Annotated in this window: 14 protein-coding genes and 1 tRNA gene; 12 read left to right on the top strand and 3 right to left on the bottom strand. The window is 58.0% G+C overall.

Annotated features, from left to right (window positions below):
* Window positions 1–20: 20 nt before the first annotated feature.
* The 6 genes from dnaG to C3B54_RS04095 all read left to right on the top strand — a co-directional run bounded on the left by dnaG (window position 21) and on the right by C3B54_RS04095 (window position 5041).
* Window positions 21–1868 carry a DNA primase gene (gene dnaG / locus C3B54_RS04070; RefSeq protein WP_104913364.1) on the top strand — a complete coding sequence of 616 codons (1848 nt, stop codon included), beginning with the start codon at window positions 21–23 and terminating at the stop codon, window positions 1866–1868.
* Window positions 1869–2879: an NAD(P)-dependent oxidoreductase gene (locus C3B54_RS04075; protein WP_245868001.1), complete on the top strand. Its 1011-nt coding sequence runs from the start codon at window positions 1869–1871 to the stop codon at window positions 2877–2879. It abuts the gene before it with no gap.
* A 51-nt stretch (window positions 2880–2930) separates the two neighbouring features.
* Window positions 2931–3006, top strand: a tRNA-Asn gene (locus C3B54_RS04080).
* Window positions 3007–3079: 73 nt separating this feature from the next.
* Window positions 3080–4021: a sensor histidine kinase gene (locus tag C3B54_RS04085; protein ID WP_104913365.1), complete on the top strand. Its 942-nt coding sequence runs from the start codon at window positions 3080–3082 to the stop codon at window positions 4019–4021.
* On the top strand, window positions 4011–4724 hold the full coding sequence (locus C3B54_RS04090) for an AzlC family ABC transporter permease (RefSeq protein ID WP_211286341.1): 714 nt from the start codon (window positions 4011–4013) through the stop codon (window positions 4722–4724). The genes C3B54_RS04085 and C3B54_RS04090 overlap by 11 nt, the downstream gene beginning before the upstream one ends.
* Window positions 4724–5041, top strand: a complete 318-nt coding sequence (locus tag C3B54_RS04095) for an AzlD domain-containing protein (RefSeq protein WP_104913366.1) — start codon at window positions 4724–4726, stop codon at window positions 5039–5041. Before C3B54_RS04090 ends, C3B54_RS04095 begins: the two co-directional genes overlap by 1 nt.
* Here the strand turns inward: C3B54_RS04095 and def are convergent.
* Window positions 5038–5838 carry a peptide deformylase gene (gene def, locus C3B54_RS04100; protein ID WP_211286343.1) on the bottom strand — a complete coding sequence of 267 codons (801 nt, stop codon included), beginning with the start codon at window positions 5836–5838 and terminating at the stop codon, window positions 5038–5040. The genes C3B54_RS04095 and def overlap by 4 nt on opposite strands.
* A 104-nt stretch (window positions 5839–5942) precedes the next feature.
* On the opposite strand from def, the gene C3B54_RS04105 reads away from it, so the two are divergent.
* Window positions 5943–6983: an NAD(P)-dependent alcohol dehydrogenase gene (locus C3B54_RS04105; protein ID WP_104913367.1), complete on the top strand. Its 1041-nt coding sequence runs from the start codon at window positions 5943–5945 to the stop codon at window positions 6981–6983.
* Between the two features lie 9 nt (window positions 6984–6992).
* Window positions 6993–7325, top strand: a complete 333-nt coding sequence (locus C3B54_RS04110; RefSeq protein ID WP_104913368.1) for a putative quinol monooxygenase — start codon at window positions 6993–6995, stop codon at window positions 7323–7325.
* Window positions 7326–7462: 137 nt separating this feature from the next.
* Here C3B54_RS04110 and C3B54_RS04115 read toward each other — a convergent pair whose 3' ends face one another.
* Entirely contained in the window at window positions 7463–8143 is a 681-nt protein-coding gene (locus tag C3B54_RS04115) for an SOS response-associated peptidase (protein WP_104913369.1), read from the bottom strand.
* A 29-nt stretch (window positions 8144–8172) separates the two neighbouring features.
* Here C3B54_RS04115 and C3B54_RS04120 point away from each other — a divergent pair, with 29 nt between their 5' ends.
* A complete protein-coding gene (locus C3B54_RS04120; protein ID WP_104913370.1) occupies window positions 8173–9108 on the top strand; it encodes an FAD-dependent oxidoreductase in 936 nt (311 codons plus the stop codon).
* 53 nt (window positions 9109–9161) lie between these two features.
* On the opposite strand, the gene C3B54_RS04125 is transcribed toward C3B54_RS04120, so the two are convergent.
* Window positions 9162–10229: a homocysteine S-methyltransferase family protein gene (locus tag C3B54_RS04125; protein ID WP_104913371.1), complete on the bottom strand. Its 1068-nt coding sequence runs from the start codon at window positions 10227–10229 to the stop codon at window positions 9162–9164.
* 278 nt (window positions 10230–10507) lie between these two features.
* Between C3B54_RS04125 and C3B54_RS04130 the strand changes: the two genes are divergently transcribed.
* The 3 genes from C3B54_RS04130 to C3B54_RS04140 all read left to right on the top strand — a co-directional run bounded on the left by C3B54_RS04130 (window position 10508) and on the right by C3B54_RS04140 (window position 13736).
* Entirely contained in the window at window positions 10508–11542 is a 1035-nt protein-coding gene (locus C3B54_RS04130; RefSeq protein ID WP_104913372.1) for a LacI family DNA-binding transcriptional regulator, read from the top strand.
* 288 nt (window positions 11543–11830) lie between these two features.
* Window positions 11831–12766 (top strand): NAD(P)-dependent oxidoreductase, encoded by a 936-nt coding sequence (locus C3B54_RS04135; protein WP_104913373.1) that lies wholly within the window; start codon window positions 11831–11833, stop codon window positions 12764–12766.
* Between the two features lie 199 nt (window positions 12767–12965).
* On the top strand, window positions 12966–13736 hold the full coding sequence (locus C3B54_RS04140) for a hypothetical protein (RefSeq protein ID WP_104913374.1): 771 nt from the start codon (window positions 12966–12968) through the stop codon (window positions 13734–13736).
* Window positions 13737–13866 lie beyond the last annotated feature (130 nt).

Below are 13866 nucleotides of genomic sequence, written 5' to 3' on the forward strand. Positions count from 1 at the left end.
GGGCAAACTAGACTTGGTCTGTGGCTGGACGAATCCGGCGTACTGACATTGATGAGGTGCGCCAGCGGGTAAATATCGCCGATGTTGTCGGCGATTACGTGACCCTGAAATCGGCCGGCGTGGGCTCGATGAAGGGACTCTGCCCTTTTCATGACGAGCGAAGCCCCAGCTTCCATGTCCGACCGCAAGCGGGTTTCTACCACTGTTTTGGTTGTGGTGAAGGTGGTGATGTGTACACCTTTATTCAAAAACTCGACGCGTTGAGCTTCACCGAAGCGGTCGAGCGTTTGGCGGCCCGGGTGGGCTTTACTCTCAGCTATGAGGACGGCGTGGCGGTCGAAGACGGTCAAAAACGCAGCCGGCTTTTGCAGGTGAACAAAGAAGCAGAAGAGTTTTTTCGAGCACAAATTCACACGCCAGCTGCCGAAGCGGGCCGCGCCTTCTTAGCCCAGAAGGGCTTCGACCAGTTAGCGGCCGAACGTTTTGGGGTGGGTTACGCCCCCGACTCGTTTGATGCACTCTCGACACACCTCACCGCGAAAGGGTTCACCATTCCCGAACTCGTCGACGCCGGCGTGGTCAGTAAGGGCGAACGGGGGGTGTATGACCGTTTCCGCGGACGCGTCATTTGGCCCATCCGAGACGTTACAGGTCAAACTGTGGGATTCGGCGCCAGGCGTCTGAGCGACGACGATAAGGGCCCGAAATACCTCAACACTCCGGAAACTGCGGTGTACCACAAGTCCAAAGTGCTCTACGGGCTGGATCTGGCAAAACGCCAGATTGCCAAAAAACACCAAGTGGTCATTGTCGAGGGCTACACCGACGTCATGGCGTGCCACTTGGCGGGTATTGACACGGCAGTAGCGACCTGTGGGACAGCGTTTGGTGCCGATCACATTCCTCTCGTGAGGCGAGTGCTCGGTGATTCGGAGCACAGTGTGGACCAGAGTCGTGGGGAAGTGATTTTTACTTTCGATCCCGATGAGGCGGGACAAAAAGCCGCATCAAAAGCATTTGCTGACCAGGGAAAATTTGCCGCCCAAACATACGTGGCCGTACCTCCCGAAGGGTTAGACCCCTGCGATGTGCGAATCGAGCGAGGGGATGCGGCGCTGCGCGATGTCATTGACAGCCGCCGGCCGATGTATGAATTCATGATCAAGCGCGTCATGGATGGCATGGATTTGAACACTGTGGAGGGTCGCGCTCATGCCCTCCGGCAGGCCCTGCAGGTGGTGGCAACCATTCGCGATGGCATCGTCCGCCAAGGTTATGTGCGCGAACTGGCTGGCTGGCTGGGGATGGAGCCAGCCGAAGTTTCCAGGGAGCTGCAACAGACCAGTCGCAAGGCCCCTGCCACTGCCGGTCCGGTTGCGGTCTCTGAGGAGGCTCCGATTTACCAGTTGGGTTCGCTATCCAATGATCCGGTGACGGTGATTGAGCGAGACGCCCTGATGGCCCTGCTGCAACATCCGGAAGTGATTCCTCTGGAGCGGGCGATCCTGGTCCTTCAAGCACACTTTTCACACGGTGCACTCGCCCTCGTTCGAGATGCGATCCTCGCGGTGTTTGACCACTACGGAGAATCCGGATGGGTGGGCCGTGTTCAGGCGGAAATCCCTAACACGTTGCAAGTATTCGTGCAACAGATGGCCGTACACCCGTTACCCGAGCGTGACGACGAAGCCGGCCGTTACGCCCTGGGGGTGACGGCCACCCTGCTGGATAAGGACCTGCTTCGCCGTAAAGGCCAACTGTTATCCTCCCTGCAACGCAGCGTCGCGGGGAGCGACGAATATGCGGCCCTTCAGCGCCAACTTGTGGAAATCGAAACCACCCGCCGTGCCCTGAGAGAAGGTGACTAGGTGATCGAGCGGCCCCACCAACACGATGAAGGTCGATATCTGGCTCCGTCCACCGCCCATCGAGCCCTCACGGGTGGTCCTATCGCCGTTGCACCCACCAGAGGAGAAGCATTCGTCGCCGCGGTGCGCGCTGGAGGCGGCGATGTCCAGCCTCTCGATGAGAACACGAAGGGGTTGGTGTGGCTCTCTGAGACACGATCAGATGAGTTGTCCGACATCCTTCAGCAGCATCCCGGCATTGAATGGTTGCAGCTACCGTGGGCGGGGGTGGACGCTTTTTCGTCGATTCTGAACGGCCTTGCGGGCACCAATGAGCAAGATAGGCCCGTGGTTACCAGCGCCAAAGGCGCATACTCTGAGCCGGTCGCCGAACACGCTCTTGCTCTGCTGTTGGCCACCCTGCGAGAACTCCCTCAAAAAGCCCGGGCAGCACGGTGGAAAGATGAGCGAACCGGTTTATCACTGTTTGGCAATCGAGTATTGCTTGTCGGGGCCGGGGGAGTGGCCAGGGCTTTTATGGACCTTCTGGCTCCCTTTCACTGCGAAGTCACCGTGGTGCGAAGAGATCCAAGTCAGCACATGGAGGGTGCCGCCAAGACCGTGGGTCAGGATGGCTGGCGCGAGTTGCTTCCAGAAATTGATGCGGTAGTACTGGCCGCCGCACACACCGACTCCACCAGGGCAATGTGGGCAGCCCCAGAGTTTGATGCCCTGCCACAACACGCAGTATTTGTGAACATTGCACGCGGTCCGCTGGTGGATACGCCCGCCCTGGTGAGCGCTTTGAAGTCAGGGAACATTGCGGGTGCAGGGTTGGACGTTACCGACCCGGAGCCCCTGCCTGACGGTCATCCGCTTTTTGATATCCCGGAGTGTGTCATCACCTCCCATGCGGCGGATACTCCCGCGATGACGAGGCCGCTTTTGGCTGCCCGGGTGACACACAACACAAAAGCCTTCCTCTCAGGGTCACCGCTTCGTGGTGTGGTCTCTGTGGAGGAGGGTTATTGACGCTCTGCGCCACGGGGTCTCGGTCTGCTCTGCTACGCTTTTGCCGTCCAATCCTCGATAGCTCAATTGGCAGAGCGACCGGCTGTTAACCGGTAGGTTCTTGGTTCGAGTCCAAGTCGAGGAGCCATCAAATGCCCTGCTGAAGCCACTAGCCTTCAGCGTGACGGGTGTGATTTCGACACGTAGGTGATGGGGTGGGCATGGCAGTAGCGAGCGTGGCGGTGCCACTCTGGCTTGTCTGGACCGTCTCAGGCCTCTTAGGTGTTCTTTTTGTCCTTCTGGCCACGACAGTGACCCTCTGGTGGCGTCAAAAAAAACGCGTTGATACCCGCGCGGGATCGCGGGTGGATGCTGAAAATAAGCGAATCGATGCCGAGTTGCGCGCAGCGGAGCTCGCTGATCGGATTCGCTTGATGACCGAAATTCACGACCAAGCAGCGGCCACGATTACCTCCGTGATCTCCCAAGCTGAGGGAGCTCGAATGGTCGCCCAAGTGGACCCGGAGGTCGCCGTTCGGGTCGCCTCGAGCATCGCGGATCAGTCCCGCAGTGCGCTCACCGATTTGCGCCGCGTCGCAAACGTGGGGCGACAGGGAGATGAGCACGTGGGATCCGCACCCACCTTGGGGTCCATTGATGAACTGTTCCAAGGCATGAACGACTCGGGCCTCATTGTGAGGTTTGAAGAGTCGGGGAAACCCTTCGATGTGAGTGCAAGTGCAGAAATTGCCGTGTATCGGATTGTCCAAGAAGCGCTCAATAACTCTCGCCAACACGGTGGCCCCGGAGTGACCGTCAAAGTGTCCATGACCTGGGGTGGCAATGGCCTCCAGCTACGCATCGATGACGACGGCATTCGGGTCAAAAATGCCCAGCGTGAGCAGTGGGGGGATGATGCGGGTTACAGCATCGGTGATGACCAGAGGGCGTTGGTGGAAATGCTCGACGGACGTGGCATGAAAGACATGAAAGCCAGAACCGAAGCCTTCGGCGGAGTATTTTCCGCACACCGTGTACCCGGTGTGGGCTTTAGCCTCTCCGCAGCGTTTCCCACCCTCCGCTTCCATAACGCGGTGAGTTCATTACCCAGCTCTTCCTGGAGTGCAGGTGGTGCCTCCCGCGGAGTCGGTGATGAGAGCTAGCGATAGCTCCAGTGCTGAGGCTCGAGGACAGGGCCTACAGGTGGCCCTTGCCGTTTCCCTTTACGGTGTGTCATTTGGCGCACTCGCAGTGATTTCGGGCTTTTCCCTCTGGCAAACGATGGTGTTGAGTCTGGTGATGTTTTCCGGCGCATCCCAGTTCGCACTCATTGGGATTATTGCCTCTGGCGGCGCAGCCGCAGGCCTCGCCGCCGTGTTGTCCGCAGGCCTGCTCGGTGTGCGAAACAGCCTCTATTCCCTTCGAATGTCACCCCTTCTGGGTGTGCGTGGCGGACTTCGTATTCTTGCTGCCCACCTCACCATCGACGAGTCGACCGCGGTGGGTAGTGCCCAAACCAGCGTGGAATCAAGCAGGGTCGGATTCTGGACAACGGGAATTGCCCTCTTTCTGGGGTGGAATGCGATGACCCTGCTGGGCGCAATTTTGGGTGACATTTTGGGTGATGTGCGCACCTACGGCTTGGATGCTGCCGCCGCAGCAGCCTTCTTGGGTCTCGTGTGGCCGTGGTTGACCAGGGGCGAACCGGTAGTGGTTGCCGTGAGCGCGGCGGTGGTCACGGTAGCTCTTGTTCCCGCCCTCCCGGCAGGTGTGCCCGTTCTCATTGTTGCGCTGGGAGCAATCGTCTTTGGGCTTTATCGCCACCGGGTGGCGCCTCATGCCCCACCACGCGAGGAAGCGATCTGATGAGCGCTATTTGGTGGAGTGTGATCGCGGCGTCGCTACTGGTTTTTGCGTTGAAATTTGTCGGCTACCTGGTGCCTCAAAAGATTGTGTCGGGTCCGGTGGTGTCTCGGGTGGCGGGGTTGGTCACCATTGCTTTGTTGAGCTCCTTGGTGGCCTCACAGACCCTCGCGGGCGATGGCGGAATCGTGCTTGATGCGCGAATTCCCGCCGTGCTGGTAGCGGGCCTCTTGCTGTGGTTTCGTGCACCGTTCATTGTGGTGATTGTCGCAGCCGCACTCGTCGCGGCAGGCCTTCGGTTTCTGGGTTGGATGCCTTAAACCTGCGTGTCACGCGGTGTCCCTGACGGGCCACCACTTCCGGCGGAATTGTCATCCACGGTCGGGTCGGCATTTTCTCTGACGTGATTGTCTCCGTCGTCAATGAGCTCGTCGAGTTCAGCACCGTCGACCTCGGCACCGTCGACCTCGGCACCGTCGACTTCAGCACCGTCGACTTCAGCATTGTCGACTTCAGCATTGTCGACTTCAGCACCGTCGAATTCGGTGACGAAATCGGACTCTTGTCCGTCCTCACCTGGAGTCCATGAGTCTCTTGTGTTGATGAAGTCGGAGTGTGCAATGTCGATCTCTGCTTCCTTGCGCCACTTCCTGGCCAAGCGGTCCCGGTACAAAATTCCCTGCAGATGGTCGTATTCGTGCTGGAAGATACGCGCCAACCACCCCCTGGCGGCAATATCGAGGGGATGGCCTTCGAGGTCTGTGCCCACCAAACGAGCGCGGTGGGCTCTTGCGAGGGGGTATCGAAAGCCCGGGATTGAGAGGCAACCCTCTTCCTCGGGTTCCCCGCGAAAGCGCCCCTTCCAGGGGCCCCGAAGAATCAACCGAGGGTTCAGGACGTGGCCTTGGTGGAGGGCTTCGTCAGATTCGTAGCGCCACACAAAAATTTGTAGCCCCACACCCACCTGTGGTGCCGCGAGTCCCACACCGGGGGCTTCGTGCATCGTGTCGGTCATATCCGCCACAAGGGCGCGAATATCGTTGGTCACCCGATCCACGCGGGCGGCGCGTTGATGGAGCACGGGGGTACCAGTTGTCAGGATAGGCAATACGGCCACCGACTTAGGCTACTGGGCCCAGCCGTGCCAGGATGGTCCAGAGACGCTCGCAGTGGAGCACACGGTGAGTGGGAATAGCTTTTTGAGACTGTGAAGGATTTGCGATGACAACACGTGCACTCGCGGCGATGGCAGCCGGCGTAGACCTGGTCCCTTTTGAGTTCGACCGTCGGGAGGTTGGCCCAGGCGATGTTCGCATCGACATTACCCACTCCGGTGTGTGTCACTCAGATATTCACACCGTGGGAGGGGATTGGGGCGACCAAGAGTTCCCCATCGTTCCCGGTCACGAAATTATCGGGCGAGTGGTCGCAGTAGGCGCTGACGTCACAGATTTTGCTGTGGGTGACTTAGCCGGCGTTGGGGTGTACGTCGATTCTTGCCGCGAATGTGCCAACTGCCTGGCTGGTGAATCCAATAGTTGCCACAAGGGCATGACGGGAACGTATGCAGCGCCCGATCGCCGACACGGTGGTTTTACCCAAGGCGGTTATGCGTCCGACATCGTTGTTGACCACGGTTATGTCGTTCATGTTCCCGAGAGTCTTGACCCGGCAGGAGCAGCACCGCTGCTGTGTGCGGGGATTACCCTTTTTGCGCCGCTGAGCAGGTTTGAGGCGGGCCCGGGCAAACGAGTGGGCATCATCGGATTGGGCGGACTCGGTCACATGGGCGTGAAGTTTGCCCACGCCATGGGCGCTGAAGTGACCGTTATTTCTCACAGTCCAGGAAAAGAAGCCGACGCCAAGAAACTGGGAGCAGACCACTTCCTCCTCTCGACCGATCAGGAGCAGATGGACGCTCACCGTTTTGGGTTTGATTTGCTGATCAATACGGTGTCGGTGCCCATCGATGTGAACGCTTACCTCGAGTTGTTGGACTTTAGAGGAACCTTGGTGATGGTGGGCTTGGCCGGGGAACCTTACTGCTTCGACGCTCCAGTGATTTTGAACCAGGGGCGCTCCATTACGGGCAGCATGATTGGGCCGGTGAGTCAGCTCCAGGAGATGTTAAATTTCTCCGCAGAGCACGGCATTCACTCCGACATTGAGGTCATTCCCGCGGATTACATCAACACCGCCTACCAGCGGGTGGTCGATTCTGATGTTCGCTACCGTTTTGTCATCGACGCGTCGACGATTTGAGGCCCGGCAATGAGTGAACGGTGCGTGGTAGTTGCCCTCATTCGACCCGTGGAGGGCAAAACTGCTGAGGTGCGTCAGCATTTAGAAGCAGTAATTCCTGCTGTCCATCAAGAGTCAGGGTGTGAGATTTACGCCCTCCACGAGAGCACTGACGGGACGCTCATTTTTGTGGAAGCCTGGGATTCCCGGCAGCAGTGGGTCGACCATATCGAAGGCCCTGCGGTGGCAGAGATCAACGCGCGACTAGAGGGGCTACTTGCCTCACCGGCTGAAGTGCACGAAGCCTACGATGTCCCCGCCGGCGAGCCCCTCCGGGGAGTAATCCCTCCAGCGTTGGGCTAACACCACCACACACTCCACCTGGTCGACAACCACACCCCTCGCACAAGATTTCTCCTCTCTGCGCAACGTCCTTCGCTGTGGCCAGTGTCGGGCTGGAGGCGAGGGTTCCGGTGTGGGCGCCGACGCTGAGGGTTCGCTTAGGGCTTTGGCTGGATGAGCTGTGGCGAGTCACCACGCAGAGGGTTCACCGGGTGGTGACTGGCATGTTCCAGAATTTCTTGTGAACAGCTCACCATGTCCTCCACCAGTTGCGCATCGGCGGTGCTGTGGGGATCAAGCCAGCGCGACCACTGCTCGGTGGGCAAAGGAACCGGGCTTCTCGGATGAATGCCGTCAAGGTTGTGGGGCGCCTCACGGGTGAGGATGGTCGCCGTCACCACCTGCTGGCCGGTTGTACCCCACAGCGAATACAGCCCCGCGAAAGCAAACAGGGATTCATTCGCGGGATAAATGTAGTGCGGTGTTTTGGTCTTCCCGTCCGTATGCCACTCGAAATAGCCGCTCGCGGGGATGAGCGCCCTGCTGTGAGCAAGAGCCTGACGAAACGTCGGTTTGGTGGATACCGTCTCACTCCGAGCGTTGAAAGTGGGGTAGGGGGTCTCTAGCGTCTCAGCCCATGTGGGGGTCAGCGACCAACGTGCGGGCCCCACAATGCGCTCAACACGGTCAGTGTCAACCACCCGGTCAATGATGATGGGGATGGTCGCGGTGGGAGCGATGTTCCACGAGGGCGACCACCGAGTGAGGCGTGAAGCGCCGACGTGGAAATAGTCAGACAGCTGCTCCTGGGAAACTCCCAACGCATAGCGACCACACATTCCCCCATTGTGCCTCTTAGGCTGGGGACATGAAACCGTGGGATGTGATTGTGGTCGGTGCCGGCGTGACCGGTATGACTATCGCCAGGTTGCTCAGCGATCAAGGTCAACAGGTGTTGGTCCTCGACAAGTCACACCGACCCGGTGGTCGCCTGGCAACGAAAAATGTGGGAGGGATGGCCCTGGATTCCGGGGCAATATCGATGGTCAGCGCGGACCCTACGGTTCAAACCCTTCTCACTGGCTGGTTAGGTGCCAAATGGGCTTTTGGCCCCCAGGACAAGGGTTCGGCCGAGTGGGGGTTCACCCATTCAGCGCGAGATATCGCCGAGCAGTGGGCTCACGGACTAAAAGTCCAGCGCACCCACGTCACCCATTTAATTACTGACCAGCCAGGCGCAATCGGAGCAGTTCGACATGGGTTTGGCGATGCTATCTGGGGTCGATCGGTGGTGTTGACCGCCCCTATCCCGCAATCGCAGGCAATCATCGCCTACAGCGATTTGGTGTTGGACTATTCATTGGACAGCGTCGAATATCGCAAACGACAAGTTCTCCTGGCCGCTTTGGAGGGAGATGGGCTTGATCCGGATTCGCATTGGTCCACCGACATCATCGAGTCGGTGCGCTTTCGACCCCATCCGGATGGCCTGTTGGGAATCGAAGCGTATGCCCGCCAGAGTTGGTCAGAAGCCACCTGGAACGACGATGCCACCATCTCGCAGGGCCGGCTGCTCCTCGAGTTGGGTTTATTGGTTGGGCAAGCTCGAGTTGTCGACACCCAGGTCATGCGTTGGCGTTACGCCATGACCGACGCGCCCCACCCCGCCCCCTACTGGCGACACCCTGATCGGCCGGCCATTTGGATGGCCGGCGACGGTTTTGGCCAGGCTACGGGACCCGCACGGAGCATTGAACGCGCAGTGCATTCGGCGCAAGCCGTCGTCGAGGGACTTGGTCACTAAGCGCCGCCCCTCCGACTGGGCGAGGCAGCGCCTAATGGTGGTAGGTACCGGAGCTAAGCCTGCCCCCGAAATGACGTGGCCACATCGGGAAGTGATGAGTCGCTTCCATACATGAAGTGTTTGCTCATATCAGGCGAATATTTACTGAGGTAGCTCGGTTTACCCAAGCGTTCGCTGAGTTCGCGGTGGTGAATAACGCTTCCGCCACAGCACAAACCAATCACCTTCACCCCTAAAGAGTGGGCGTATTCCCCGAATTCAGCCGTTTCGTAACGGTTTGAGTTTTGGGCCTCCAGCGAGTCCGGGAATGTCCGGTCGTGGGGGAGGGTGGCCGTATTGCCAGGGTCTGGCAGGTTGAAGAAGGTGGTGTGTTCGTCGGTGGTGCGGAAGGTTCCGGGCATGGCACACACCTTGTGTCCACCTACGGCGTCCACGATGTCTTTGACAATCGGGCGGATGGTGTGTGGGCCCTGGAAACAGTTCGTGCCCACGACGTCCGCTCCGGCCTCGGCGAGACGCTTTGCGGCTTCTCCGGGGGATACCCCGTCCCGCAGCTCGCCTGTGGCGAAGACTGCCACGTTCACAATCGCCGGTAGCCCAGCCGCTTTTATTTCTTCGAGCGCGATTTTGGCTTCCTCAAAGAAATACATCGTCTCGGCAAGAATCAGGTCAGCACCTTCTTCTTTCGCCCAACCCACCATCTCGCGATACATCGCACGAACCTGGTCGGCAGTCGCCGGGTCATCAGGGTCAAAAATGTTGGAGTTGGAGATATTCCCTGCGACAAAGATGTCTCGCCCCAGCTCTTCGCGTTGCTCGGCCGCGACCCTTTTCGCGATCCGCATCGCTTCACGGTTCAGGGGTTCAAGGAGGTGCTCTTCACCAATGATCCGCATTTTCTCGCGGTGGCCGTTGTAAGTAAAGGCCAGTGCGATGTCGCTACCGGCACGGAGGAAATCCCTCGCCACCTGTTCCAGCACCTCGGGGTGTTCCAGCGCCACCTTGGGGACAAATTCGCCAGCGGTTAAATACCCCCGGCGTTCCACCTCGAAAAGGTATCCACCGGCGAGGACTAAAGGCTCATCCTGGCTGAGGCGGTCGGTGAAGGACTGACTGTTCATAAAGAGCTCCCACAGAGTCGGTTAGTGATGGACTGCTGGGGGCTCCCGCAAGTGTTCTTAGCGTATGGCCCAAGGTTTAAGATTGCGAAAAATGACACGGTTCAACCCGCAGGGCACCAATAGCTCACCTCTAACATCCCGGTCTACTAAAGCCGCGTCATGATCAAGCACGCTGACTGGGCCAAAGGAATATGGCAGGGTTCAGGGCGTTCGGCTCACGCTCGTAACCACTGTTATGTCGAAGACCTATCGGGTAGATTCTTTTTTGGGTCATATTCATGCCAAAACAAGTCACTCTCTCCGAAGTCGCCACGCGCGCTGGTGTTCATGTGGCAACGGTTTCCCGAGCGTTGAACCCAGCAACGCGATCGATCGTGAATGAGAAGACGGCCCGTCGGGTTGAAGCCGCTGCCAAAGAGTTGGGATATGTTCCCAACATCATGGCGCGTAGCCTGCGAACCCAATCGACAATGACCGTTGGGGTCATCATTCCGGACCTGACAAATCCCATTTTTCCTCCCATGATTCGAGGGATTGAGAACTACCTGGCCCCTCGCGGTTACACAGCACTTTTGTCGGATTCTGATGGCAAAGCGGCGCTGGAAAGATCTGCAGTGACGTCGTTGTCAGAGCGCCGTGTTGATGGCTTTATTATCGCCACTGGCCTCGAGCAGCACCCGCTCCTCCCCACCCTGTTTGAATCCGGTGTGCCGGTGGTGTTAGCCAACCGCGGGGCAGGAGAGGTGCCTTACCCCTTGGTTACTGGTAATGATGAGGCAGGTATTCAAGCAGCGGTTTCCCACCTAAAGGAACTCGGCCACCGCGATGTCGTTCATGTGGCCGGACCACAGTCGTTTTCTACCTCGCGTATTCGTGCGGAAACAATGGTTCGAGCCTGCGAGGTAGCGGGCATGCGCTGTCGGGTGGTGGAGGCAACCGCCTTGACTGCTGACGAAGGCGAGAAAGTTACCGATACATTGCTGGCGGAGAAGCAAAACTTCACGGCGATCCAAGCCAGTACGGACCTTCTCGCTTTAGGGGTTCTGAGGTCGTTGCGTCGCCACGGCATGCGTTGCCCGGAAGAAATGTCAGTAATCGGTTTCAACGACATGCCTTTTGCTGAGGAGTTCAGCCCGGGTCTTACCACTGTGCGCGTGCCGTTGGAGGACATCGGCACCGAATCGGCCCGTCAGTTGATGAGGAGTCTCTCGGAGGGGAGTAGCTCCCCTATCGTGGTGACCCTTCCAGTGTCCCTCATCGTGCGCGCGTCCACGGGTCAAGCCCCGCGGGCTGGGGTTTCGACCCAGCCGTGAGTTGTCGCCGGTGCTGTCGCGGTGGGTAGGTCACCTGGGTACTGTCGATCAGCGTCCTCGCGAGCCCTATACCGGCCGACACTCCGCTGAATGTAACGAGTATTGATTTGCAGGTGCAGGCCGGTTGGGGCATTTCGCCATGGGTGGTTGACAGGCCTCTGAGGTTCGCATAGCATGACTGCAATCGATTGCTATTTTTGGCTAATTGACAGGTGGGATAGTCGCTCATCACGTGCCGATTTGTGTAATCCGTAGACCTAGCAAAAGCTTTCCAAGGAGGAAAAGCCCGTGGCCAAAAATGCATTGACAGTTGGTTGGATCGGCGTCGGAAGGATGGGTTTTCAACTTGCCTCCCGGCTTCTCGCCGCAGGATATGACGTTTCTGTTTACAACCGAACGAAGTCCAAAGCGGAGCCGTTAGTTTCCTTGGGAGCAAAGGTTGTCGACACGCCGGTAGAACTAGCCGACCGCGACCTAGTGTTCAGCATGGTGTCGGCTCCCAAGGATCTAGAAGAGGTCATGTTGGGAGCAAACGGTCTACTGACTGGCAAGGCAGTGCCAAGTGTGATTGCTGACTCATCGACGGTATCGATGGAGGCTTCTGACGAGATTCGACAGGCAGCAAATGCGCGGGGGGCTGGCTTCCTAGCCGCTCCGGTCAGTGGCAACCCTGCGGTGATTGCCGCTGGCAAGCTCACCGTGGCGGTTTCCGGACCGCGAGAAACTTTTGCCGCCATAGAGCCTGTCCTACAGCACTTTGGTCGCGGTGTGACCTACGTAGGTGACGGTGAGGTTGCCCGATTGGTCAAGATTGCCCACAACGTGTTTCTCGGTGTGGTCACGCAGTCGCTCGCCGAGATCACCGTCCTTGCGGAGAAAGGTGGGGTTAGCAGAGAGGCGTTCCTGAACTTCCTCAACGAATCTGTAATGGGTTCTGTGTTTACGCGTTACAAGACACCGGCGATGGTGAATTTGGACTTTAATCCGACCTTCACAATGCCTCTCCTGCAAAAAGACTTCGACCTGGGGCTCGACGCTGCGAATAGCTTGCGAGCACCAATGCCCATTGCTTCTGCCACACGGCAGATCGTGGCCCAAGAGGTGGGCTCAGGTAACACGGAGGAGGACTTTGCGACTCTGATTCGGACAGTTGCTAAGGGCGCTGGGCTTAGCCTAAAGCCGGAGAACGCAGATGTTAGTGATGGTCTCGAACCTGAGCACTAGTGAGTAGTTCAGCGGTGGAGTCCCTTCTCACGGTCTCCACTGTGGCAAATCCACGACGGCCGACCAATCTAAGGAGTAATGCATGGCACAGTCATTTCCCCGGATAAAGATTGGTCAGTTTAGCGAGTCACCCGTATTGGCTGTGGCGCGGGGGCTTGGGCTGGATAGTCGGTACGGTCTGTCCTGGGTAACTGACCGAGTGGCCTCTTCGCCTGGACAGTTCGAATCTCTTCGCAATGGTGAATATGACCTCGTGGTGACGAGTCCAGACAACGTGCTTCTTTATGCGACGACGGACGCTAACCCTCTCAAAGAGAAGATTAATTTGCGCCTGTTGAGGCCGATAGATCGTGGGCTGGGCCTCGCGCTTTATACCTCGCGGGATATTGAACATCCAACCGATTTCATTGGTTGCACATTGGGCGTCGATGTTATGAGTTCCGGTTTTGCCCTGCTACTTCTGAGGATGTTGGAAGAGTTGGGCGTCGAGGACTCAAGTATTTCTTTCAAACCGGTGGGGGCCACTCCCAAGAGACTCGTGGCCATTACAGAGGGCGACATCAGTGGCAGCATTTTGAATGCTGAAACGGCTGTTGCGGCTGAAGCCGCTGGACTAAAAAAGTGGTCCTCATCGGTCGATGTCAGCGACCACTACCTGGGGACAGTTCTTTGCCAAATGGCTGGTCCGGTCTCCGACTCAACCAGAGCATTTCTGGACATGTGGGAGGAGGCGACTGGCATCATTCTTGCCTCTGCACCTGAATCCTTGGTGGAAGTTTTCAGCGAATCAGCGCCGGCGTTAGCCACTAAGGCCTATGTCGATCTCCTCCAATCCTCGGATTTTGGTTGCATCGCCGGCGAGGAAATTACTATCGACGCCTTGACCGTTTTGGCTGACATTCGCGCGGCAGCACACGCCTATACTCCAAACGAACAACAGATCAAAGATCTCTTAGATTCTTCTCGTTAGCAGGCCGTTTTCCCGCTTTTTCATGAGGTGGTAACTGCTTGAGCGGTTTTTCGTTTCCGCTTTAATTGCAAAACCCAAACATTTAGCGGTAAAGGGTTGCACAATATTTTTTCTGCGTTAGGTTAGTAGC

This window comes from Pontimonas salivibrio (assembly GCF_002950575.1).
Taxonomy (GTDB): domain Bacteria; phylum Actinomycetota; class Actinomycetes; order Actinomycetales; family Microbacteriaceae; genus Pontimonas; species Pontimonas salivibrio.

Excerpts from the sequence above, each read along its gene's own strand:
- C3B54_RS04090 (WP_211286341.1), top strand. The coding sequence starts at position 4,011 with ATGAGAGCTAGCGATAGCTCCAGTGCTGAGGCTCGAGGACAGGGCCTA.
- C3B54_RS04105 (WP_104913367.1), top strand. The coding sequence starts at position 5,943 with ATGACAACACGTGCACTCGCGGCGATGGCAGCCGGCGTAGACCTGGTC.
- C3B54_RS04115 (WP_104913369.1), bottom strand. The coding sequence starts at position 8,143 with ATGTGTGGTCGCTATGCGTTGGGAGTTTCCCAGGAGCAGCTGTCTGAC.
- C3B54_RS04110 (WP_104913368.1), top strand. The coding sequence starts at position 6,993 with ATGAGTGAACGGTGCGTGGTAGTTGCCCTCATTCGACCCGTGGAGGGC.
- C3B54_RS04130 (WP_104913372.1), top strand. The coding sequence starts at position 10,508 with ATGCCAAAACAAGTCACTCTCTCCGAAGTCGCCACGCGCGCTGGTGTT.
- C3B54_RS04095 (WP_104913366.1), top strand. The coding sequence starts at position 4,724 with ATGAGCGCTATTTGGTGGAGTGTGATCGCGGCGTCGCTACTGGTTTTT.
- C3B54_RS04085 (WP_104913365.1), top strand. The coding sequence starts at position 3,080 with ATGGCAGTAGCGAGCGTGGCGGTGCCACTCTGGCTTGTCTGGACCGTC.
- C3B54_RS04120 (WP_104913370.1), top strand. The coding sequence starts at position 8,173 with ATGAAACCGTGGGATGTGATTGTGGTCGGTGCCGGCGTGACCGGTATG.
- C3B54_RS04125 (WP_104913371.1), bottom strand. The coding sequence starts at position 10,229 with ATGAACAGTCAGTCCTTCACCGACCGCCTCAGCCAGGATGAGCCTTTA.